18 protein-coding genes, 1 tRNA gene and 1 pseudogene are annotated in these 21,371 nt (G+C 45.4%); 6 read left to right on the top strand and 14 right to left on the bottom strand.

The window, feature by feature from the left end; genetic code table 11:
* Window positions 1–333: 333 nt before the first annotated feature.
* From PGL02S_RS02835 to tatC, 4 genes are read right to left on the bottom strand one after another with little or no spacing between them, the layout of a single operon-like run.
* The gene (locus PGL02S_RS02835) at window positions 334–927 is read right to left on the bottom strand and encodes a TlpA family protein disulfide reductase (RefSeq protein WP_036642230.1); all 594 of its coding nucleotides are present in this window, start codon (window positions 925–927) and stop codon (window positions 334–336) included.
* 11 nt (window positions 928–938) lie between these two features.
* A complete protein-coding gene (locus tag PGL02S_RS02840) occupies window positions 939–1,463 on the bottom strand; it encodes a MauE/DoxX family redox-associated membrane protein (protein WP_006211163.1) in 525 nt (174 codons plus the stop codon).
* Window positions 1,464–1,483: 20 nt separating this feature from the next.
* A complete protein-coding gene (locus PGL02S_RS02845; RefSeq protein ID WP_006211164.1) occupies window positions 1,484–1,642 on the bottom strand; it encodes a twin-arginine translocase TatA/TatE family subunit in 159 nt (52 codons plus the stop codon).
* Window positions 1,643–1,655: 13 nt separating this feature from the next.
* Entirely contained in the window at window positions 1,656–2,423 is a 768-nt protein-coding gene (gene tatC, locus PGL02S_RS02850; RefSeq protein WP_036642228.1) for a twin-arginine translocase subunit TatC, read from the bottom strand.
* 312 nt (window positions 2,424–2,735) lie between these two features.
* Between tatC and PGL02S_RS28040 the strand changes: the two genes are divergently transcribed.
* A tRNA-Sec gene (locus tag PGL02S_RS28040) sits at window positions 2,736–2,831 on the top strand.
* Window positions 2,832–2,840: 9 nt separating this feature from the next.
* Here the strand turns inward: PGL02S_RS28040 and selB are convergent.
* The 5 genes from selB to PGL02S_RS02875 form a co-directional block, all read right to left on the bottom strand.
* Complete coding sequence (gene selB, locus PGL02S_RS02855) at window positions 2,841–4,727, bottom strand: selenocysteine-specific translation elongation factor (protein ID WP_036642226.1); 1,887 nt, start codon at window positions 4,725–4,727, stop codon at window positions 2,841–2,843.
* Window positions 4,728–4,756: 29 nt separating this feature from the next.
* Complete coding sequence (gene selA, locus PGL02S_RS02860) at window positions 4,757–6,148, bottom strand: L-seryl-tRNA(Sec) selenium transferase (protein WP_036642224.1); 1,392 nt, start codon at window positions 6,146–6,148, stop codon at window positions 4,757–4,759.
* 367 nt (window positions 6,149–6,515) lie between these two features.
* Entirely contained in the window at window positions 6,516–6,764 is a 249-nt protein-coding gene (locus PGL02S_RS02865; RefSeq protein WP_006211167.1) for a YuzB family protein, read from the bottom strand.
* Window positions 6,765–6,859: 95 nt separating this feature from the next.
* Entirely contained in the window at window positions 6,860–7,651 is a 792-nt protein-coding gene (locus PGL02S_RS02870; protein WP_036642221.1) for an SDR family oxidoreductase, read from the bottom strand.
* A 116-nt stretch (window positions 7,652–7,767) separates the two neighbouring features.
* The gene (locus tag PGL02S_RS02875) at window positions 7,768–8,850 is read right to left on the bottom strand and encodes a lactonase family protein (protein ID WP_036642218.1); all 1,083 of its coding nucleotides are present in this window, start codon (window positions 8,848–8,850) and stop codon (window positions 7,768–7,770) included.
* A 174-nt stretch (window positions 8,851–9,024) separates the two neighbouring features.
* Between PGL02S_RS02875 and PGL02S_RS28045 the strand changes: the two genes are divergently transcribed.
* Window positions 9,025–9,192 (top strand): hypothetical protein, encoded by a 168-nt coding sequence (locus PGL02S_RS28045; RefSeq protein ID WP_164481461.1) that lies wholly within the window; start codon window positions 9,025–9,027, stop codon window positions 9,190–9,192.
* A 75-nt stretch (window positions 9,193–9,267) separates the two neighbouring features.
* On the opposite strand, the gene odhB is transcribed toward PGL02S_RS28045, so the two are convergent.
* The 4 genes and pseudogenes from odhB to PGL02S_RS02895 all read right to left on the bottom strand — a co-directional run bounded on the left by odhB (window position 9,268) and on the right by PGL02S_RS02895 (window position 15,170).
* Window positions 9,268–10,542: a 2-oxoglutarate dehydrogenase complex dihydrolipoyllysine-residue succinyltransferase gene (gene odhB, locus PGL02S_RS02880; RefSeq protein ID WP_036642210.1), complete on the bottom strand. Its 1,275-nt coding sequence runs from the start codon at window positions 10,540–10,542 to the stop codon at window positions 9,268–9,270.
* 5 nt (window positions 10,543–10,547) lie between these two features.
* A complete protein-coding gene (locus tag PGL02S_RS02885) occupies window positions 10,548–13,424 on the bottom strand; it encodes a 2-oxoglutarate dehydrogenase E1 component (protein ID WP_036642207.1) in 2,877 nt (958 codons plus the stop codon).
* Window positions 13,425–13,646: 222 nt separating this feature from the next.
* Window positions 13,647–14,549: a DUF72 domain-containing protein gene (locus tag PGL02S_RS02890; protein ID WP_036642476.1), complete on the bottom strand. Its 903-nt coding sequence runs from the start codon at window positions 14,547–14,549 to the stop codon at window positions 13,647–13,649.
* 115 nt (window positions 14,550–14,664) lie between these two features.
* Window positions 14,665–15,170, bottom strand: a pseudogene (locus tag PGL02S_RS02895) (metallophosphoesterase family protein).
* A gap of 246 nt (window positions 15,171–15,416) precedes the next feature.
* Between PGL02S_RS02895 and PGL02S_RS02900 the strand changes: the two are divergent.
* Window positions 15,417–16,055: a LysE family transporter gene (locus PGL02S_RS02900; RefSeq protein WP_036642201.1), complete on the top strand. Its 639-nt coding sequence runs from the start codon at window positions 15,417–15,419 to the stop codon at window positions 16,053–16,055.
* Here PGL02S_RS02900 and PGL02S_RS02905 read toward each other — a convergent pair.
* A complete protein-coding gene (locus tag PGL02S_RS02905; RefSeq protein WP_036642199.1) occupies window positions 16,052–17,428 on the bottom strand; it encodes an amino acid permease in 1,377 nt (458 codons plus the stop codon). The genes PGL02S_RS02900 and PGL02S_RS02905 overlap by 4 nt on opposite strands.
* Before the next feature lie 224 nt (window positions 17,429–17,652).
* Between PGL02S_RS02905 and PGL02S_RS02910 the strand changes: the two genes are divergently transcribed.
* Genes PGL02S_RS02910 through PGL02S_RS02920 form a run of 3 tightly spaced genes read left to right on the top strand, consistent with a single transcriptional unit; the run spans window position 17,653 to window position 21,301 of the window.
* Window positions 17,653–18,756: a GerAB/ArcD/ProY family transporter gene (locus PGL02S_RS02910; protein ID WP_036642197.1), complete on the top strand. Its 1,104-nt coding sequence runs from the start codon at window positions 17,653–17,655 to the stop codon at window positions 18,754–18,756.
* Window positions 18,753–20,165 carry a spore germination protein gene (locus PGL02S_RS02915; protein WP_036642196.1) on the top strand — a complete coding sequence of 471 codons (1,413 nt, stop codon included), beginning with the start codon at window positions 18,753–18,755 and terminating at the stop codon, window positions 20,163–20,165. The genes PGL02S_RS02910 and PGL02S_RS02915 overlap by 4 nt, the downstream gene beginning before the upstream one ends.
* Window positions 20,162–21,301, top strand: coding sequence for a Ger(x)C family spore germination protein (locus tag PGL02S_RS02920; protein WP_036642194.1), 1,140 nt, complete (start codon window positions 20,162–20,164; stop codon window positions 21,299–21,301). The genes PGL02S_RS02915 and PGL02S_RS02920 overlap by 4 nt, the downstream gene beginning before the upstream one ends.
* Window positions 21,302–21,371 lie beyond the last annotated feature (70 nt).

Raw genomic sequence — 21,371 nt, forward strand, 5'->3', positions numbered from 1 at the left:
CCAAGAATAACCTAGGCACCAGCAGCCTGTCGATTCGTAACCATGCGCATAAGAGACTTTATAGCCCGTTGGACATTTGCTTGATTGTGAACTTGAACACCCTGGACAAGCTTTCCGGTTAGGAAAATTACAAGTCGCAGATTGATCGTATCCCCAAATTTGGCACCACGAGGAAGATCCATCCGCAAAAACCGGACGTGCCGAGAAAGAAACGAATGAAAGAAAAGCAGTCGAAAGAACTGTTTTTAAGAACGTAGATCGTGAAACTTTTCGTTCCAAGTTTTCAGCCATAACCTTAGTAAACCTATCAACCGATTCAAGCCATTTAATCATTTATTTTACCGTCCTTTCAGGGAGATTTGTTTCTTCAACTAACACAGATTCACCTTCAAGTGCCGATATTAAACCATGGATGTGTTCGATACCGTTGCATAATCCTTTTCCTTTGACTGTCCCATTCTCGTCTATAACAAATGCAAACGGTGTAACTCTAACCTGGCAGGATGCTAGTATCTCTCTTTCTTCATCTAATAATAGTTCGCCAATCAATGATTTATCCGCTAAAAGTTTGGAAAACGACGTCTTGTCCCCGAGCCCTACAATAACAAAGTTGATTTTTTCATTATATTTCATATAAGCTTTATTCCATTCGGGAATTAATTCCTGGCAAGGTTTGCAACCAGGCGAGATAAAAGCAATCAATGTCGGTTTATGAAAAAATGAATCGATCGGTATTCTTTCATTTGAAAAATACGATTTTGCTGAAAATTCAGGCAGCTTGCTCCCAATCGATACACCGTCTCGAGTAATGGCCTCACGTGTGCCCAAGTACACGGAACCAAATTGTCTATAAAGAAGAAATAATGAGAACAACATGAATAACACAACGATCCACAAGAGCACATTAGAATATAATAATATGTCCATAAACCCTCCCGTTAGGCTTTTAATAGCTTCATGTTTTTCTTATAATCATTCCATATTTTCTGCGAAAGAAAGTAGATAAAGACTATAACTATACCTAATACCAATGATGCTGCTGAGTATATAGAATGTTGAGACCATGTTACTCCTATTGCCAAAACATTCAATACGATTAAGGCACCATTACGGTACAACGAAAAAATATCCACTTGGCTTTCCAAGAAGTTTCCGAAACATGAGCATGTAACGGATCGTTTTGACTTGATAACCATGATATCCGCGATAAGAAAACTGACCAGCAGCAACAAAGTCATCATAAAGCCGTAGAAGGAACTGCTGTGAAATATAATCAAAATTGAAGCAAACAGTTCGATGACAGGCAGGGTATAACCATACATGACAGATAATTTCCTTGGAACGACTCTATACTCGATGACGCCATCGACGAATTTTTTTATGTTGGCAAGCTTTGGTACCGAGGATATTAAAAAAATCAAGAAAAATACAACTTTTAATATGCTGCCCGCTAGCTCTAACATAAATATAGTTCCCTTCGATTTTATTGATCTTTAGGTTCTTTACTCGAAATCCCTTCTTTAAATTCTTTCACAGCGGAGCCTAGCGATCTTCCCATTGACGGTAAATTCTTCGCCCCAAATACGACAAGGCCAAGAATCAACAATAGAATAATGCCTGGGACGCCGATTTGATTAAACATAACCTCTCCCCTTTCAGTTCTTCCGTTTATTTTCTAAAAAAGCGCACAATGCTAGCCCAATTTCGAAAATAGAGATTAATAAAATCATTGCAGTAATATCCGAAATAAAGTCAGGTGGAGTTAAAACAACAGCAGTTATACAAAAGATGGGATATAAAAATTTACGAAATTTCTTAATGGTAGTCGGGGATATGATTCCTAGATGAGTTAAAAAAACCATAAATGCGGGGATTTCCAGTATTAATCCGGTCAATAAACAGATCATAAATACAAACTGAAAGTAATCGGAGAAGTTATACATCGTATTCATACTCAGATCCTCGGTAACACCCAGAAAAAATGAAAACAAAAATGGTGTCAAGAAGTAATAGCCAATAAGCACTCCAAGAAAAAAGAGTATAGATACGATAATTGAGAACACTATAAAGCCTTTTGTGATATTCTTGCTAATTGCCGGCTTAATAAAAAGAAACAATTGCATAATTAAGATTGGAAATGATAAACACACGCTTTGAAGGAGCATCGTTTTAGCATAGATAGAAACAGATTCCGTGACTTTAAAAACATTTAGTTCAATTTCGTGAGAAATTGCTGACGATTGCAACAAATTCACAACATAAGGCGATGTAAAATACGTAATGATTAAACTCGTTAAAAATGCAGCTACGAAATAAAGTAATCTCTTTCGAAGCTCATAAAAATGTTCAATAAATTTCTTAGAATCGTTATCATAAATACGAGGTTCTTCAATAGCGCTTATCTTTTCAATTTCATTTAACATTTTCTCTCCCAAGTATTACGAGTAATAGTATTCGGATTGCTAAAGACGAAACGCCGACGGAATTTGACTTAGTCTCCCTCCTTCCAGCATGTCATTTCAATTTCCTTTAAAATATCCAAATAAAAGAAATATAGCCCAAATATTTACTTGGTATATCAATTATAGTTATATTAATAATTCTTTCAAATAGGACCATTAGCTCAAAAAGTATGATTGCCTAAATATGAAATTGAAATACAAACTCTGATCGGTAGACTATGCTTGATAATGTGAATATATAGTTGTATAATAAGATTCCAAAATTAGTTATTTGAGGCTGGCTAGGTTACTGGTGTTCCTCTAGGTCTTCAAAACCTTTTGGGAGATTATTGGATCTCCGGTGGGTTCGATTCCCACACAGTCTCGCCATTAACTCATTCACAATGTCCATTTTCGGATCTCTTTTACTCTTTTGGTAAATCGTAAGAGGTCCAGAAGTTCGAGAAACTTAACTAGATTTTTTCTTGGCATACTTAAGATTTCCCTTGCATCTTGCAGAGAAAATGGCTGTTGTTTTGTTGCGTGATATAGTAATTTAAATTGATCATCAAAAGTTTCATAATGAATAAGTTGTTTATCGCCTATTGGATAACCCAGTTTTTTCGTAATCATGAAATGATATGATTCATGTTCAAATCGACTATGGACATTTTCACTTCTGCAGTATTCCCCCCATTCCTTCACCTCCATCCGATCATGCTTTAAATTGTCTAAAACTCTGTCAAATTTCGACACAAGCTCTTTCGGGATATGAGGCTCAAAATCTGTCAAATAAATGATGTGCTGCTCCCTTGCAATGGTTCTCTTTTCTATTTCCTTGTTTATAACCGCCTCAATTAGTTTTTTAGGAAAATTTCTTTCCAAAATTTGAATGCACTCTGCTTTGCTTATCCCGATTCGGAAAGGATTTAATTCATGGTATTTGTGCACTTCAAACTTTACCTGGGATCCTGCATCATTATAAACTTCCTTAGAAGTGAAAAAACCAGGCTCGATTTCAACAATTTGATCGCTGTCTATCATCCCATTTAATATCTCGTTAATCTGATCAGAGCTAATTGACAACGATTTACTTATTTCATTTTTATCCAAACATTTTTTTGTTGATAATACATCTAATACTCTTTCTTCCGAACTTGCTTCTCTTTGTTGCAATAACCTCTGAATCGTTTCTTCACCAAATCGATATTTTTCACCGGCCGTACCAATAACCCATCCACCACCAATGGTTTCTGAAGGTGAAGGTCGTCTTATAATAAAACGATCGCCGCGTTTAACGACAATCGGATTCGTTAATCGAATTTGACACAAAACTTCAGAGCCTTCGCGTAATTCATTACGATCGAAGAATACAATGTATCCCGCGGATTCGGTTGTTCCACAATAAAAATGGATGGGGGTACGTTGTTTTACAGGATATTGAAGGTGATTTACTGAGTTAAGTGACACATCCACCATCGTACTTAGTGTGAAATTGGTTGATGTTACGATAACATCGCCCCTCTTTATTTTGCTTTGTTTAAGTGCACCACCAATATTGATGGCTACTCGCTGACCTGCCGAAGCTTTATCTTTAGAACAGTTATGTATTTGAACTTCCTTTGCCTTTACTGAGCATTGTTGCGGCAATACGATTAACGTATCCCCTTTATTAACAACTCCTTCGTATATCGTCCCTCTTACAACGACTCCATGACCGTGAATGGTAAAAACCTGGTCAATCGGTAATCTTAAAGCTCCGTTAGAAATTCGTTGCGGGATTTCTATCAACTTCTCATGTAGCGATAGCTTAAGTTCATCAATCCCTGTTTTTCTTATATTATCCACAAACAACGTTTCAACTTCTTCAAAAATGGAGCCTTTTACGACCTTATTTATATCTTCCACAACCATATTCAGAAATTCAGGTTCTACCCTATCAATTTTCGTGACAACAATAAGACCATTCACGATCCCTAACAGCGTTAGAATTTCAATATGCTCTCTCGTCTGGGGCATTACCCCTTCATCTGCGGCAACGACCAGGATGACAAGGTCTATCCCTGCGACCCCCGCAATCATTTTCTTTATGAATTTTTCATGTCCCGGTACATCGATAATGGATGCTTCTATACCATATAATGAGAATTGAGCATAACCTAACTCAATGGAGATGTTTCTTTCCTTTTCTACTTTCAAACGGTCGGTATCAATATTCGTTAAAGCCTTCGTTAATGAAGTCTTACCATGGTTAATATGACCAGCGATTCCAATCGTATAATACATAGTTTGATCTCCAATGCTATTCAATAGTTTTAAATCATACGGGTTCCAAAGATCTCGTTTAATCCTTGCGCAACAATCACAATTTCGTCCGCCTGTATCGTCCTAGCATCTAGAAGAAGGGCATTCTTATGAATTCGAGCAATGATCGGAGGATCATGCTTTCGTAGTTCTCTTTCCAACCACTGTACATCGAATCGATCGGAATGAACCGCGACAACAAAAGATGGCAATTTTACATCAGGCATCGAACCGCCACCGATCTCAGAGTAATCTGGAATGATTTTAGCATATGGTTTATAGTCGTCTAACAGTAGGTCACAAAGCTCCTCTGCCTTTTTCTTAATTTCTTGTGGCGTAAGCAGGATATCTCTAAGTGTAGGTAATTCTTCTACCAACTTTTTTTCATCAAGATACAATAATAGCGTGGATTCTAGAGCAGCAAGAGTTAACTTATCCGGTCGCAAAGCTCTGATGAGCGGATTTTTCTTTAATGTATTGATTAAATCACGTCTACCAATAATAATGCCGGCTTGAGGTCCTCCTAACAATTTATCGCCGCTAAAGCTGATCAAATCTACTTTCTTGTCGACGATCTCTTTAATAAACGGCTCGTTGCCGATTTTGTGTTTTTTTAAATCGTATAATACACCGCTGCCAAGATCCTCATACACCGGAATATGATGCTTCTGTCCAAGCATGACGAGGTCTTCAGTCAATACAGAATGTGTATATCCGTTCATTACAAAATTGCTCTTGTGGACCTTAAGTAACATAGCCGTATTCTCATTGATTGCTCGCTCATAGTCATGCGTATATGTGCGGTTAGTCGTACCAACTTCGTTAAGAACAGCCCCGCTTTCCTTCATGATGTCAGAAATACGAAATGATCCTCCGATTTCAACAATTTCACCTCGGGATACAATAACCTCCTTTTCTGAAGCTATTGCCTTGAGTATAAGAAATACAGCGGATGCATTATTATTCACAACCAAGGCTGCCTCTGCACCCGTCAAAGTCGTAATAAGTTGTTCGACGATATCATGTCTGGATCCGCGCTTTCCTGTTTCAAGATTATATTCTAAATTCGAGTATCTTCCGGCTATTTTTGTTAGATGCTGATTAACCGCATTCGGAAGTACAGAACGTCCTAGATTGGTATGCAAAACAACGCCAGTGGCATTAATGACTGGAACCATATTGGGTTTTAAACGCTTCCGAATAAAGTCTACAAGATCGTTTAGCAATTGATCCTCCGAGATGGATGTCAACTGTCCAGAGACGATTTCGCTTCTAACTTCTTCAAGATACTTTTTTATTAATATGGTGATATAGTCGGATGATACAGCATGATTTTCTACTATATTTTTTATAATGGGATGATTTAATTGGCTGGCAACAGAGGGAATAGAACGAAAGATCATATATTTCTCCTTGGTTTTAGTATAGGAATACTTAATTACATCAATTTATAGTATATATTCTAGGAAGGGAATCTTATGGTTTAATTATTACTAGATGTAAATTATAGTAATAATTAAATTTATTCTCACAATTTATTCCTTTTGAATCAAAGTATAATCATACTTTTTATATCAAGCAACCGCTTATCTTAAAAATCTACATAATTTTCAAGATGGAATATTGCTACACTATTTCGAATTTCATTATGATGCAATATGTAAAAATCCCTTTCTGCCAACAAGTGTTAAGTCATCGTTTCAGATGTACTTTTCAACATTTGTGTGCAAAAAGGGATGATATCAACATGTATTTAATTGTTTCTAGCGATTAAATATCATGGAAAACAGCCAGTTCAGCCTCGATAGCAGCTTTGATCTTCTCGACGCATTCTTCCGTCGTTGCCGCAAATACACGGTTTCCATTCACCATTGCATATGGACGCAGCTTGCACAGACCGCAAAGATTCATGCAATCCGCCCGCAGGACCGCGATTTCGGGATACAATTCCTCAAGATGCTCAAGTTCCAAAGCACTCATCAAGTTGCTGTCGCATATTTCCACAACAACAATTCCCATCCCCATCTTCATCACCACAATTCGATTTGACAATACGTTCATTCATTATGAGGAATAGACCCGGTTTTGTCAAATCAAAACGAACACTGCAGCATTTAATGAATGAGCGACTCCGCACCATCGATATAGATTTCCGTGCCGGTGATGTGCGAGGAATCATCGGATGCCAGAAAAGCCACCAGTTGGGCCACTTGCGCAGGTTGTCCCGGACCATCTGCCAAAGGCTGGTCCCCTTCCGGATATTCAATCGGGATGGTCACTTCGTCCAGCTCCGGCTTGGCAATCGTGCTCTGATCAATGTTGGTTGCGATTGCACCCGGACAGATCGCGTTTACCCGGATTTTATAACGTGCAAGCTCCAGAGCCGCCATTTTCATAAAAGCAACCTGACCTGCCTTTGTTGTGCTGTATGCAGAGAAACCAAACCCGGTAAACACCCGATTTCCGTTGATGGAGCTGGTTATGATAATGCTGCCCCCCGCTTCTTTTAAGTAGGGAATCGCATATTTCACCGTAGCGAAGGTTCCTCTTAAATTGGTGTTAATGGTTGCATCCCATTCGTCCAGCTCCATGATTTCGATCGGGGCCTTCGTTCCGTTTATTCCTGCGTTTGCGAACACGATATCGATCTTGCCCCACTTATCAACCGCTTCGCTAAAGCAATCCTTAAGCGATTCAGCATGGGAGATATCGCAGTTGCCCGTTATGGCTTCGCCGCCGCCTTGTTCAATGGTGTTCTTCACCTTCTCTACGCGTTCACGATCGATATCGATCAACAGCAGCTTAGCTCCCTGCTCCGCCAACAGAAGGGCTGAGGCCTGGCCGATTCCGGAACCCGCACCGGTAACGATGGCTACTTTGCCATCCAAACGTTGATTCGTTGACATTGCCACAACCTCCTTGTTCAGTTACATGATTATACATAACCCAAGGAGTCCAGCTCTGAATCTTGCCTGACCAATGCTGTCATACATTTTAATATCAAATCTTGTTCTTCCGCAGCTTAAAGCTGGAATACCGCTGGTTTCACGCATACCGGCTTCGATTGACTGACTGTATACCCTGTGAAGGCAAGCTTTCCATCTTCCGGATCTACATTAAATAACACCAGATTGTTCCCGTCCCTGTTGGCAACCACCATAAACTTGCCCCCCGGCATCAGCGTAAAATGACGAGGATGGCCGCCCTCCGTGGATATATATTGAACCGGGCTTAAATAGCCGGTATCTTCATGTACGGAGAACACAACGATACTGTCGTGTCCGCGATTAGATCCATACACCGTTTTGCCGTCCTCCGACACAGCAATCTCAGCGCAATAGCTTTCCCCGTCAAAATCCACAGGCAATGTTGATATCGTCTCCAGAACAGCCAAGCGTCCTTCGTCCTGGATATAACGAAGCACCGTTACGCTTGAATTCAGTTCATTAATGACATAAGCATAAACTCCGCTTGGATGGAATGCCAGATGGCGGGGTCCTACCCCCTCTTCAAGCTGGGTCTCATCGTGGAAGCTCAACTCGTTGGTATCCGGATTAATTGTATAAGACAGAATCTTGTCCAATCCCAAGTCCTGCACAAACACATATTTACCATCCGGACTGTAAAATGCCGAGTGCGCTCTGGCTTGCTGAGCTTCACGCACAGGCACGAGATCCGAATGTTTCTTCTCATCCAGCAGCTCACCGGCTAGACCTTCCTCATCGATAGAAAGAAGACCTACCAAGCCCCCATGATAACTTGAAACGATCAGATACTTACTTGATTCGTCGCGCTGTATATGACAAGTCGAGCTGCTGACACTGCGAACGCGATTCCGTTCGGTCAGCTTGCCGGCAGCAGGATCAATCTCAAAACTGACAACCTCGCCTGCTTTGCCTCCCTGCTCTGCCATCTCGCCAATGGCATATAAACGTCTGTTATCCGGGTCCACGTTGAGGAATGTCGGATTCTTAATGCCGGAGACCTCATCGAGCAGCTTCAGCTCGCCGCTGTCCTCATTAAATTCATATATACATACACCGCTTTGATCCTCTTCCGCATACGCACCTGTAAACAGCAGCGTACGCTGTGATCGGTTAGCCATATTACTGTATCTCTCCTCTCGTTTATCCGATAACTCTATATGGTATGTAGAGATCTTTCAGTTACCATGTTAACTTCAAGCCATATGAAAATCAAATGGCTTGTCTTTAATGCCTGTTTGTCTTTTGGCATTCCGGGTATGTATTTATTATACGGACAAAAAGGAGGTAATCCCATGAAACAACCAAGCAGTGAAGAAGTGTGCAATCATCAGAACACAAAGAACGACTCGCAGGAACAACGAGACAAGGTGAAGAAGCGGCAGGATGTGGAGCCTCAGGCTGAGAATTGGAATCCCCGGGATCTCCCCAAGCCTGACGATAAACAGCAATCTAAATCCTGATAGATCATATAAGAAGGCCGCATGGAAATGTCCATGCGGCCTTCTTATTATGCAAGTCTCTCTTCTCTTGGATAATTATCCTTCCAGAAGCAGTGACTCCGGATCTTCAAGAAGCTCTTTAATCGTTACCAGGAAGCGAACCGCTTCGGATCCGTCAACGATTCGGTGATCGTAAGACAATGCGATGTACATCATAGGGCGGTTCTCCATGCGCTCAGCATCGATGGCTACTGGACGAAGCTGGATCTTGTGCATGCCGAGAATACCCACCTGAGGTGTATTCAGGATCGGTGTAGACAGCAGCGAGCCGAAGACGCCGCCGTTCGTAATCGTAAATGTTCCGCCTTGAAGTTCAGACAAGGACAGCGCATTATTGCGAGCTTTCGCAGCCAGATTGCCGATTTCCTTCTCAATCTCGGCGAAACCCAGGCGATCCGCATCGCGAACGACCGGAACGACAAGTCCTTCCTTAGCGGATACCGCGATACCGATATCATAGAATTTCTTCACAACAATATCGTCGCCATCAATCTCCGCGTTAAGATGCGGGAATCTCTTCAGCGCGCCCACAACCGCTTTGGTGAAGAAGGACATGAAGCCGAGGCCTACGTCATGCTTCTCCTGGAATGCTTGCTTACGACGCTTGCGCACATCCAGGATCGCTGTCATATCGACTTCATTGAAGGTAGTCAGCATGGCAGCTGTATGCTGCGCTTCAACCAAACGATTCGCAATCGTTTGACGGCGGCGGGACATGCGGGTACGTTCAACCGGTTTGCCATACTCAGCAGCCGGAGCTGATGCTGCCGGTGCTGGCGTTGAAGCTGCAGGCTTGCTAGGTGCTGCAGGCTGCTTGGCTTCATTATGATTCTTCACATCATCATGGTAAATCCGACCGATCGGGTCGCGACCCTGTACCTGGTCCAGATCAATCCCGCGCTCACGAGCCAGTTTGCGTGCGGATGGCGATGCAGTCAGGCCTGCTCCTTCCTCGCTTGGGGCCGACACAGAAGCTTGTGGCTTAGGTGCTTCTGCAACTGGTGCTGGTGCAGCCTCCGGTTGTACAGGTGCAGGAGCTTCAGCAGCCTTCGATGCCGGTGCGCTTGCAACGCCTTCCTGTAGAGAAATTTGACCGATCACTTCCCCGATGGTCACATTCTCCCCTTCTTGACGAAGGATTTTTTCCACAACGCCTTCAGACTCTGCGCTAATTTCTAGATTAACCTTATCCGTTTCTAACTCGAGCAGAACATCACCGATGTTTACGCTATCCCCTTCTTTAACGTGCCATTTGAATATCGTTCCTTCGGTGATGGATTCGCCCATAGCTGGTACAGTAATTTCGCTCACAGCCGCTACCTCCCCAATGAGATCTGTTGATTTATAGTTTTACGATTAAGGGCAAAAGAAATGATGGTCTGTTGCTCATAAGCATGAACATCCTGATATCCGCTAGCCGGGCTCGAACGCTCAGGACGTCCGCTGTAACGGACCTCTGTGCCTTTAGGTGCAATTTCACGAATTCTCGGCTCCATGAAGCTCCAGCCGCCCATGTTCTGAGGTTCTTCCTGAACCCACAGAATCTCCTTCAGGTTCGGATATTTCTGCATAACACGGGAAATTTCCTCTTTAGGGAATGGATACAGCTGTTCCACACGAAGAACATGAATCCATGATTGGTCTTCATCCTTCTGTTTATCCAGCGCGTCCTCCAGATCGATCGCAACTTTCCCCGAGCACAGCACCAAGCGTTCGACCTTCTTCGGTGATTGGCCAAGACCAGGCTGTTCCATAACCTTCTGGAAGCCGCCTTCGCTGAATGCGTTCACCGGTGATGCCACACGAGGGTTGCGGATCAAGCTCTTCGGAGCCATGACAACCAGCGGACGGGCATCTTCCGTTTCAGTCAAAGACGCCTGCTTGCGAAGCAGATGGAAATACTGAGCTGCAGAAGTCAGATTCGCAACCGTCCAGTTATCTTCTCCGCTCAACTGGAGGAAGCGTTCCAATCTTGCACTGGAGTGCTCAGGACCATTTCCTTCATATCCGTGAGGAAGCAGCATGACCATGCTGGACTTCTGTCTCCACTTCGAACGTCCAGCTGTAATGAACTGGTCAATGATAACCTGGGCACAGTTGGTGAAATCACCATATTGCGCTTCCCAGATAACCAAGGTCTCAGGAGAATATACATTGTAGCCATATTCGAATCCAACAACAGCTGCTTCTGTCAGCGGACTGTTATGAATGGCGAACGAAGCTTTGGCTTGCGGCAAACGGTGCAGCGGGCAGAAGGTTTCTCCATTAACCGCATCGTGAAGCACAAGGTTACGGTGAGCGAACGTTGCCCGCTCCGCATCCTGTCCGGTAATCCGGATCGGCTTGCCATCCGCAAGAATCGTAGCGAAAGCCAGCGTCTCCGCATGACCCCAATCCACCTTCTCGCCTTCATCAAGGGAATTGCTGCGGCGCTCAAGGATGCGTTGAAGCTTCGGATATACCGTAAAGCCTTCAGGCCATTGCAGAAGCTCGCGATTAATCCCGCGCAGTACCTCTGCAGATACGTTCGTTGCAGCTTCCTTCTTCGATTTGCTATCGGTCGGTTTCAATCCTAGCAGGATCTGATCCACAGGATCCTTCGACTTTACGCGCTCATAAGAATTCTTCAATACCTCTACAACACGATTCTTCAATTCGTCCACTTGCTCCTGGGTCAGAACGTTTCCATCAACCAGCTTCTTCATATAGAGCGTGCTGACGGTTGGATGATTCTTAACCTTCTGATAGATCAGCGGTTGAGTGGTTTCCGGATCGTCCGTTTCGTTATGGCCATATTTACGGTAGCCAACCAGGTCAATCAGAATGCTCTTCTTGAACTTATTCCGATAGTCGCTGGCAAGTCGGGCAACGGCAATACATGCTTCCGGATCATCTGCGTTCACGTGGATAATCGGAATTTCATATCCTTTAGCCAGGTCACTCGCATAATGGGTCGATCTGGAATCCTTGCCCTCTGTCGTAAATCCGATACGGTTGTTCACGATAATGTGAATCGATCCACCCGTACGGTATGCCGGCAGCTTGTTGAAGTTCAGGGTTTCCGGCACGATGCCTTCGCCAGGGAATGCGGAATCGCCATGGATCTGAATGCTCAGCGCTTTGTTTACGTCCTGCTTCGGATATCCCGCTTCACCGCGTTCCTCCTGAGCCGCACGTGCAAAGCCCTCCACCACCGGATTGACATATTCCAAGTGACTCGGGTTATTCGCGAGCGTAATGCGAATCTCGCGTGCTTCATCCTTCTTCAGATAGCGGTCAGCTCCCAAGTGATACTTCACGTCACCTGTCCAGCCGTAGTTAATGCCCATGGAGCCTTCGGACGGCACCAGATGTTTATTCGGGGAGTGCATGAACTCCGAGAAAATCTTGCTGTAATCCTTACCCAGCACATGAGCCAGGACGTTCAAGCGTCCACGGTGCGCCATGCCCACCAGGATCGAGTTGACGTCCACTTCAGCCATCTGACGAACAATCTCATCCAGAAGCGGTACAAGCGCTTCGTTGCCTTCAACGGAGAAGCGCTTCGCACCTACAAACGTACGGTGCAGGAATTCCTCGAATTGTTCGGCCTCCAGCAGTTTTTTCAGAAGTCCCTTGCGCTCATCAGCGCTTATGTCGGACAAGAAACGGCCGGATTCCGCTTGTTGATTAAGCCACTTGCGTTCTTCTTCATCATGCACATGACTGAATTCGTAGGCAATAGAGCCTGTATATAGTTGTAACAGCCGCTGGATTGCCTCATAGCCGTTCTTGATATCACTAGGAGCCTCCTCCCAGACGATATCTGCAGGCAGAGCTGCCAAATCCGCTTGGCTGAGTTGGTAGCTTTCTGGTTGAAGCAGACGTGTGTCGGCTTCGTTTCCAATTCCAATTGGATCAATGTCGGCGGCAAGATGACCATAGGTTCTAATGTTCCACACCAGTTTGCCGGCAGCTACCCCTTTTTTCAATAATTGCGGGTCATAGCTTACACCTTGTCCCTGCGAATCCGCTTTCTTTTCATTGTTTTCCAAAGATGGAGGCGGTCCCCAGCTGGCGAACAGCTCACGGTATCCTGGCTCCACAGATTGCGGGTCTTGCAAAAACTTCTCATACTGATCTTGAATGTACCCCAAGTTCGGACCGTGATATTTCTGCCAGGGTCCCTCTGTCATTCTGTCAAGGGTCTTCATCGCTGACTCCCTCCGTCAGATTATTTTGATTGTTCATGGACGGAAATTCTGGTTTTACATTAAATTAACGTTTTCTTACGATTACATTATAATACACTTGACCTACTTACCGAAAATACCCTTTATATATAATAATGATCTCGGAAACAGATGAATTTGCGGCAACTTTTTGACGATTTGTCCATTCGCTAACCATTTATCTGTATGAGCATACAATTAAAGTCATTTATCGGTAAAGATATCCTCATCCAGCCAATTCATCTGCCTCAGCGGCTCGGGTCCGCTGTCCATTCCGAGTAAGCGAAGAAGCTGTTTCGCATTATCGGAAGCATCGCCTCCTGAATTGTTATTGAAGATTATCCAGCACTGCTCCGATTTCTCAAGCAGCTCTTCGATCCATCCCTTCCATTGATTGAGCTCCTCCAGGCTGTAACGGTACAAGTACCGCACTTCACGCCAGTTGGGCTGACCGCTGGAATGCCATCCCTCGGCATTGCGCCCATGCATTCGGATCATGACGGCATCGGTGTCCGATGTCTCCAACACGACGGGCACGGAACCGATACCTGCCTGGGGCTCGTCAGCTATGCTGTGAATCCAACCTTCACTGCGCATAAGCTCCATCGTCTTCTCGCGATATTCCGGCGCATACCAGCTCTGATGCCGAAATTCCAGAGCTACCGGAACATCCTTCATCCACTCCCGCGTGCGCTTCAGAATTTCCACGTGTTTGCGTTCGCACCCAAACCATGGCGGGTATTGAAAGAGAACCGCCCTTAACTTTCCCGCCAATTGCAGTTCTTCAACCGAAGCGAGCAGATGCTCAAACATCATTTTTACATTCGGGTACCTGTCTTTGCCCTGGCCGCGCGCATGGCCCGTCATGCCTTGATAGGCCTTTACAATAAAACCGAAATGGTCCGGGACCGCGGCTGCCCATTTACTCATCTGTTCTGCTGAAGGAATGGCATAGAACGAATTGTCCATCTCCACAATCGAAAAATGCCTGCTGTACATTTCCAGCTTATCGGCAGCCCTTGCCCCTTCATCGTACAACTTGTCATGGTCTCCCCAACCGGACAGCCCCATCTGAATCCGTTTCTCAAGCTTTTCTTCCTTTAACATAACAATCCTCTCATCAACATGATTTACCATATCGGGGACTTCTATTAATTAACCTCAACCCGGCGATTTCAAAAGCAAGCAGCCCCATACTGATTTTTCCAATACCTGCAGACACCTACTTCTGATCGTAAAAGATATGGCGTGCCTCCAGGGCTCCGTCCTGGATAAGAAGCCGTCCATACGAATACCGGGGCTGTCTCCGTTTGTCAGTTGCCGACCCCGGGTTAAACATTAGCACGCCTTGTTTTCTAGGAAAGGAATATGGGAGTGACCGAACACTATGCAATCCACCTCGCTATCATGGAATGCCTTTCTTGCACGTGATGGCGTCGTCCCCCCTTGACCGTGTCCATGCACAATGCCGATTCGTTTTCCCTCGGCAAGGACAATCCTGTGGTATCCTAAGCGATCTATAATCACCTCATCGTCAACATTGCCGGCAACGCCCTCAACCGGAGCATACTGGCTCAGCAACTCGTAGAGCTCCCACTTGGACCAATCCCCTGCATGGATGATCAGATCCGAATGCCTAAGGTCTTCTAACAGCGGAGCTGGAAGCTCCTTCGCCTTTTTGGGCATATGGGTGTCTGATAATACCGTAATTCGAAAAGGATGACTCATCCTGTGCAGCAGCCCCTTCTTATTCACATCAGATGCAAGCAGGTTGCTGCTGGCACTATCATATATCCTACCAAATATTCGGATTCAAATAAAACCGCGCTGAAGCTGCGCGGCTCTAAGGGGAGGATGAAGAGAAACATTTTCCAATTCACAGTTTTAGTTTGCCCCGAAGCTGAATACAATGTACGAGCATACTTGTACGAGTCATGCTTCGTTCCATTCAATCAGGGATAAGGAGGGATAACAATGAGTGTTTTTCTAAGCTACATGATTCTGGGGTTTTCTCTGTCTGCACCGATTGGCCCAATCAATGCTGCTCAGCTTGATAAAGGCATTAAGAACGGTTTTTGGCACTCCTGGATGTTTGGCGTCGGCGCTGTGTTTGCTGATATTTTTTACATGATTCTGGTGTACCTTGGCGTCGTCCACTTCCTGAGCACTCCGTTTATGCAGACCTTTCTGTGGCTGTTTGGTGCCTTTGTGCTGATCTATACGGGATTTGAAAGCATCATGAATGCCAATAAAGTTACAATCAGCAGCGCGCGCAGTGAAGACTCCATTCCCAAAACCATGTTCTCCGGCTTTATTATGTCGGTATCCAATCCCATGACAATCCTGTTCTGGCTTGGCATCTATGGTTCCATTCTTGTTAAGGCCGCTGCGGACGATAACAGCTCCGGTCATATTTTTCTGTACAGCCTTGCGGTCATTGCAGGGGTTGTTTTATGGGATTTGTTCATGGCAGCACTCGGGAGCTTCTTCCGGAAATATTTAAGCCAGAGAGGACTCTCCATCATTTCCATTATATCTGGAGTATCCCTCATTGCCTTCGGTATCTATTTCGGCATTCGGGCATTAACCCAGCTGTATCCCCTGGTGTTTTAACGGGCAGGCTTCGGATTCAGTTTGGATTTGTTGAGCGTTTTCCCTTGACCGCTGCCAGATTTCTTCCATATTGGACGCATACATAAGACAACCAGACCGATGATGACAAGGAAGCCGAGACTGATCAAGAGCCCTGTTCGGCTCGTGGGATGCATTGCTGTTCCGCTTACCGCAGATACAATGAGCAGCATGCCGGTGTATCTTTTGATCTGCCCCCACATCGTAAGCTGTACTATTTTGCCTGCAGATATAAGGATAAACAGCCAGTTGTACAATAGCATGAGACCGGCTGCGGTCGTCAAATATTCATAGATCTTGCCGGGAATGAGCAGTGACAGCACGATGGAGAGAATCAGACCTCCTGCTGTAAGGGAAAGCGCATAGACCGGAGCCTGCCGATGAAACTTTTTGGCTGCAAAGATCTTGGGCGCGTCATGATCCTCTGATAAGGTCACGAGCATCGTTGTGACCGCATAGAGCGAGGCAACCATCGTCGAGAAACCGGCTACAATTAATACAGCATTAAAAGTATGCGGGATGAACGGCAGCTGATAGGAGCTCAGTGCGACAACAAACGGACTCTTGGTCGTAGAGAATTGATTCCAGGCAACCATCATGACCGCCAGTCCAATTGAAAGAACGTATACAATCGACAGCAAGATGATCATCACTTTACCCGACTTGGGCGCTTCCTTTGGATTTTTCAGACGTACGGCCATCATGCCCATTACTTCAATACCGCCGAAGGCGTAGAATGCAAAAATCAGGGAAGACCACACACCCTTTCCTCCCGCAGGGAAAAAAGCATTCAAACTTCCTGGAAAGTTCGGCTTCGTCCCGCCTTTTAGCCATCCCATCCATGCGGCCGCCGCAATGATCAGGAACATAACGATAGCAGCTACCTTTATAACCGCAAGTACATTCTCCAGCCTGTCAAACCCTTTGTTCCCAAGCCATATGATAATCAGCCCAAGCACCGCATATCCAGAGGCAAATATCCACATCGGAACGGTCGGAAACCAGAAGCGTGAAAAAATAGCGAGGGCCGTCATTTGACTTCCCATGATCAATACCTCCGAGCACCAATACATCCAGCCTGTCGAGAAGCCTGCCCATCGGCCGAAGGCTTTTTTGGCATAGGTTCGGAATGAGCCCTTCTGCGGGTCTTCGGCCGTCATCTTCGCCAGCACATCGAATACAAAATAGGTCGCTGCCGCTGCCAATATAATAGATAGAAGAAATGCAGGCCCACCCAATCTGATGCCAAGTGCAGATCCGAGAAAATAGCCTGTACCGATAGTAGATGCCACTCCGAGCAGCGACAGCTGCCACCATTTCAAGTTCCCTTCCTTCGACTTCGCCCCTCTGTTCACGGTCTTATCCTCCAGACTTCATAATAAGTACTTCAAAACTTTCCTTATTATGAAGGGAATCTCCATGCATTATGTACCAGGTGTCTGTCCTTATAATCCCTATTTGTAATAATCGCCTCCCAGGAAGTCTTATTGCATTGCACCTTTCACTGGATATCCTCGCATATTTTGGCTGTTCCCCGAGAACTCTAAGCTGAAGAAAGTGAAATGGGGGATCGAATAACATGTCCGTTGCTCGCGGAATTCCAACGAATCAAGTATTCATGATCATGATGTTGACTGCCGGTTTGACCAACCATGTCATGATTATTCCTGTCCTGCTTGAAAAGTCAGGCCGGGATGCCTGGATTACAATTCTCTTGTCAGCGTTCTTGTTCATCCCCTGGATTCTGCTTATATACGGAATTATCAAGAAAATCGGCGACCGCACATTAACGCAGGCCTTGGAAGAAAGCAGCGGAAAATGGGCTCGCATCATCGTGATGGGCATGTCCGGATTGTATTTTTTCTCCTTTTCATTTTATACATTGAAGGAAGTTATCGACTGGACCAAATCCTCCTACATGATCCAAACGCCGGTCATCGCAACCACATTGGTGCTCATGTTACTATGCCTCGTCAGCGTGAATCATGGCATCAAAACCATTGGGGTTTCTGCAGGGATATTGCTTCCAGTTGTTGTCTTGCTCGGAATATTCGTATCCTTAGCCAATTTGAAGATCAAAAATTACAATTATTTGCTGCCCATTCTGGAAGATGGATTTATGCCTGTACTTAGCGGAATACCCGTCATGTTCGGCGGGCTTTCGCAAATTTTCTTAATCCTGTTTCTCCGCCCCCACCTTCAGAAAAAGCCGCGTTTTGTTACGGTTCTGCTCATCCATCTCATCCTCATCTTTTTAACGTTTGGTCCAACGATCGGAGGCATTGCCGAATTCGGACCGGAAGAAATGAAGCTGCAGCGGTATCCGGCTTATGAGCAGTGGCGGCTCGTCAAGCTCGGAAAATTCGTGGAGCATGTTGATTTCTTCTCCATATTCCAGTGGCTGAGCGGAGCTTATGTCTCTATATCGATCTGCATCTATTTGCTATGTGAAGCGCTGCTTCCCAAAACCAAGCAGAGAACCGGCGTGTTAGCCATTTCCACGCTGCTTATCATCCTGTGCGCCTCACCAATCAGCAATCTGAAAATGTATTATGCGATGGCTGATTATTTTTTGCCTGTATCCGCCGTGTATCTTACCGTGTTATGCCTGCTGATGTTTTTCTTAATCCACAAGCAGCAGCAAGCGAATTCCATTACAGCGAAAGGAGAATCTCAATCATGACCATTACCGAGCAGCAGCTCCGAGAACGTTATGCCGATTCCGATGACATCTATATTTCGTCTTATCCTGGAATGGAAGGCTCGGCACATCCTTGGGCTCTTATGATATACAGTCCGATGATGTGCAACGCCCAGCTGATGTCCAAAATCCTGCTGCCCGTCATCAGTAAGGAATGGAATATATCCGTTACGCAAAAACATGAGTTTGATCCTGGACATCTCGAATATTACCTTACTCTCGACTCCGTTCAGGCCAGCGCTGAATCCATTGATGACATTGTTTTCTCAGGCTATGTGGCGCTGTATTTCCCCAAGGATAACAAGTTATTCTCCTATAGTGCCTCCAAAAGCATCGGACGAGTACCCGAAGAAACGTCATCGGAGACTTCGGTTAAGGGGCCGCGGGACGGATTTGTCGAGGAACTGGACGTCAACGTGTCCCTCATTCGCAAACGCCTGAAATCTCCGGATCTTGTCTACACCTCCTACAAGCTGGGCGACCGGAGCAAAACCTCAGTAGGCATCATGTATTTGAAGGACAAGGTTATACCGCAAACGGTGAAAGAAGTGGAAGAGAGACTGAATCATTACTCCGGTGATTCACCGGTGGGCATCGGTGAACTCGCTGAACATATAACACCCTACCGATTTACGGTACTGCCGATGTTTGATTATACGGGACGAACGGATCTCGCATACGATTCTTTAACGCGCGGCAGATTGATCATCATTATGCAAGGAAGTCCCGTGGTATTGATTGCACCTGCCAGTTTTATGCAGCTCCTGTTTGCTGCCGAGGACCCGCAAATGCCATTTTATTTTGTATTTCCATGGAGAATCCTTAGGCTTGTGGGCTTCCTGATATCCATCCTGCTTCCGGGTTTCTATATCACACTGATGTCGTACCACCAGGATCAGATCCCCTTCCCGCTGCTGGCAACGGTGGCCAACACCCGGCTCGGACTTCCCATTCCGACCGGAATCGAAATGCTGGTTATCCTGTTTCTGCTCACCCTGCTCCGGGAGGCCGGCATGCAGATGCCTTCTCCTATCGCATCCACCATCACGGTTGTGTCCGGTATTATTATCGGCGATGCCGCCATTCGAGGGGGGTTCTTCTCGCCTACGATGACCGTAGTCGGTGCATTGGCCTTTGTGGCCGGTTCGACCCACTCCAATCAGGACTTTGTGGTAACCCAGACGATTTTTCGTTTTTTTGTGCTTGCTTTCTCTTCGGTATTCGGATTATTCGGTTTTTTTATCGCGATATTCTTGATGGTTCAGTATGCGGCCAACCATAATCCGTTTGGACAGCCCTTTCTCGCTCCCTTCTCTCCCTTCTCCCTGTCCAAGATCATTCGCAATCTCATGAGGTTTCCGGGTAAGCGAAAAAAAGGCGGCGCATTATGAGACGGGTCTTGATGCTTGTAGGTATATTGATTTGTTTGCTCACAGGGTGCTGGGACAACAAAGAAATACAGGATATTAACTACATCACTGCACTGGGTGTGGATTATAGAGACGGGAATTATATCGCCTATGTGCAGATGCTTGACTTCGCTACGATAGCCAAGCAAGAAAGCGGCAAATCAACAGAGAAAGCACCCATCTGGGTCGGGAGAGGTACCGGAACGACACTGGCCGGAGCATTCATCGACCTGTATACGTCGAGTCAGCAGCGGGTTTCCTGGGGACATGTTACTGCATTGGTGCTTGCGGAAGCTGTATTAAAGCCTGATCAGATGTCACAAGTGTTTGACCTGACCAACCGTTCCCAGGAAATCCGTTATACCAAATGGGTATACGCCACTCAGGATAACATGGAGGACCTGTTCACCGTCTCGCCATTCTTTCAACTCTCTCCCCTTCATTCACTGCTGCATGAACCCAAAGAAAGCTACGATCAGTTCTCGTTCATACGCCCGATCCAATTCGTCAATTTCATTCGGCTCTACCGGGAAAGAGCGGCTACAGTTGTCCTTCCGTCCATTCATATCTCCAGTCAAAACTGGTCTGAAAATCTGAAGCAGCACCCGATTCTGGAGGTCAGCGGCGCCTTTATGATTAAAAACCAGAAGCTGATGGGCTGGCTCAGCCGCTCCGACCTGCTAGGTACCCGCTGGTTGGCTTCCCCGCACACCCACGCTTCCATCATCGTTCAAGAGGAGGGTGAAGCCATTGGGAGCATCAGCCTGGAGAAGCCTCAATCCTCGATTGAGATCATACGCGAACCCAACGACGTGGCCTACAGAATTAAACTTAACGTGACGGGGACGGTACAGAATATGTACAAGAAGGTTGGTGTCAGCGAGATGAAGCGGTTAACCGAAGCCGCGCTGAAGAAAGAGATGCATACCACCTTTTATAAGGCTGCTCTGCTAAAAGCCGACCCCTACGAGTTATGTCTTCAGTTATATCGAACCGACCCCAAACTATGGAAGAAATTAGTCGAGCAGAAAAAAGAAATCCATGATGCTTCCCTTCGCGAGCTTGAGGTCGATGTCAACCTACGTTTCTGGGGACAACGCAAAAACCTGAACCGGTAACCATCCGAACCCGCGATGGATTGGTCATTGCCTACGTATTTATACAAAAAGAAGCAGGCCGCTGACTGGC

Origin of the sequence: Paenibacillus glucanolyticus NBRC 15330, from assembly GCF_004000885.1 — a bacterium.
GTDB lineage: Bacteria > Bacillota > Bacilli > Paenibacillales > Paenibacillaceae > Paenibacillus_AQ > Paenibacillus_AQ glucanolyticus.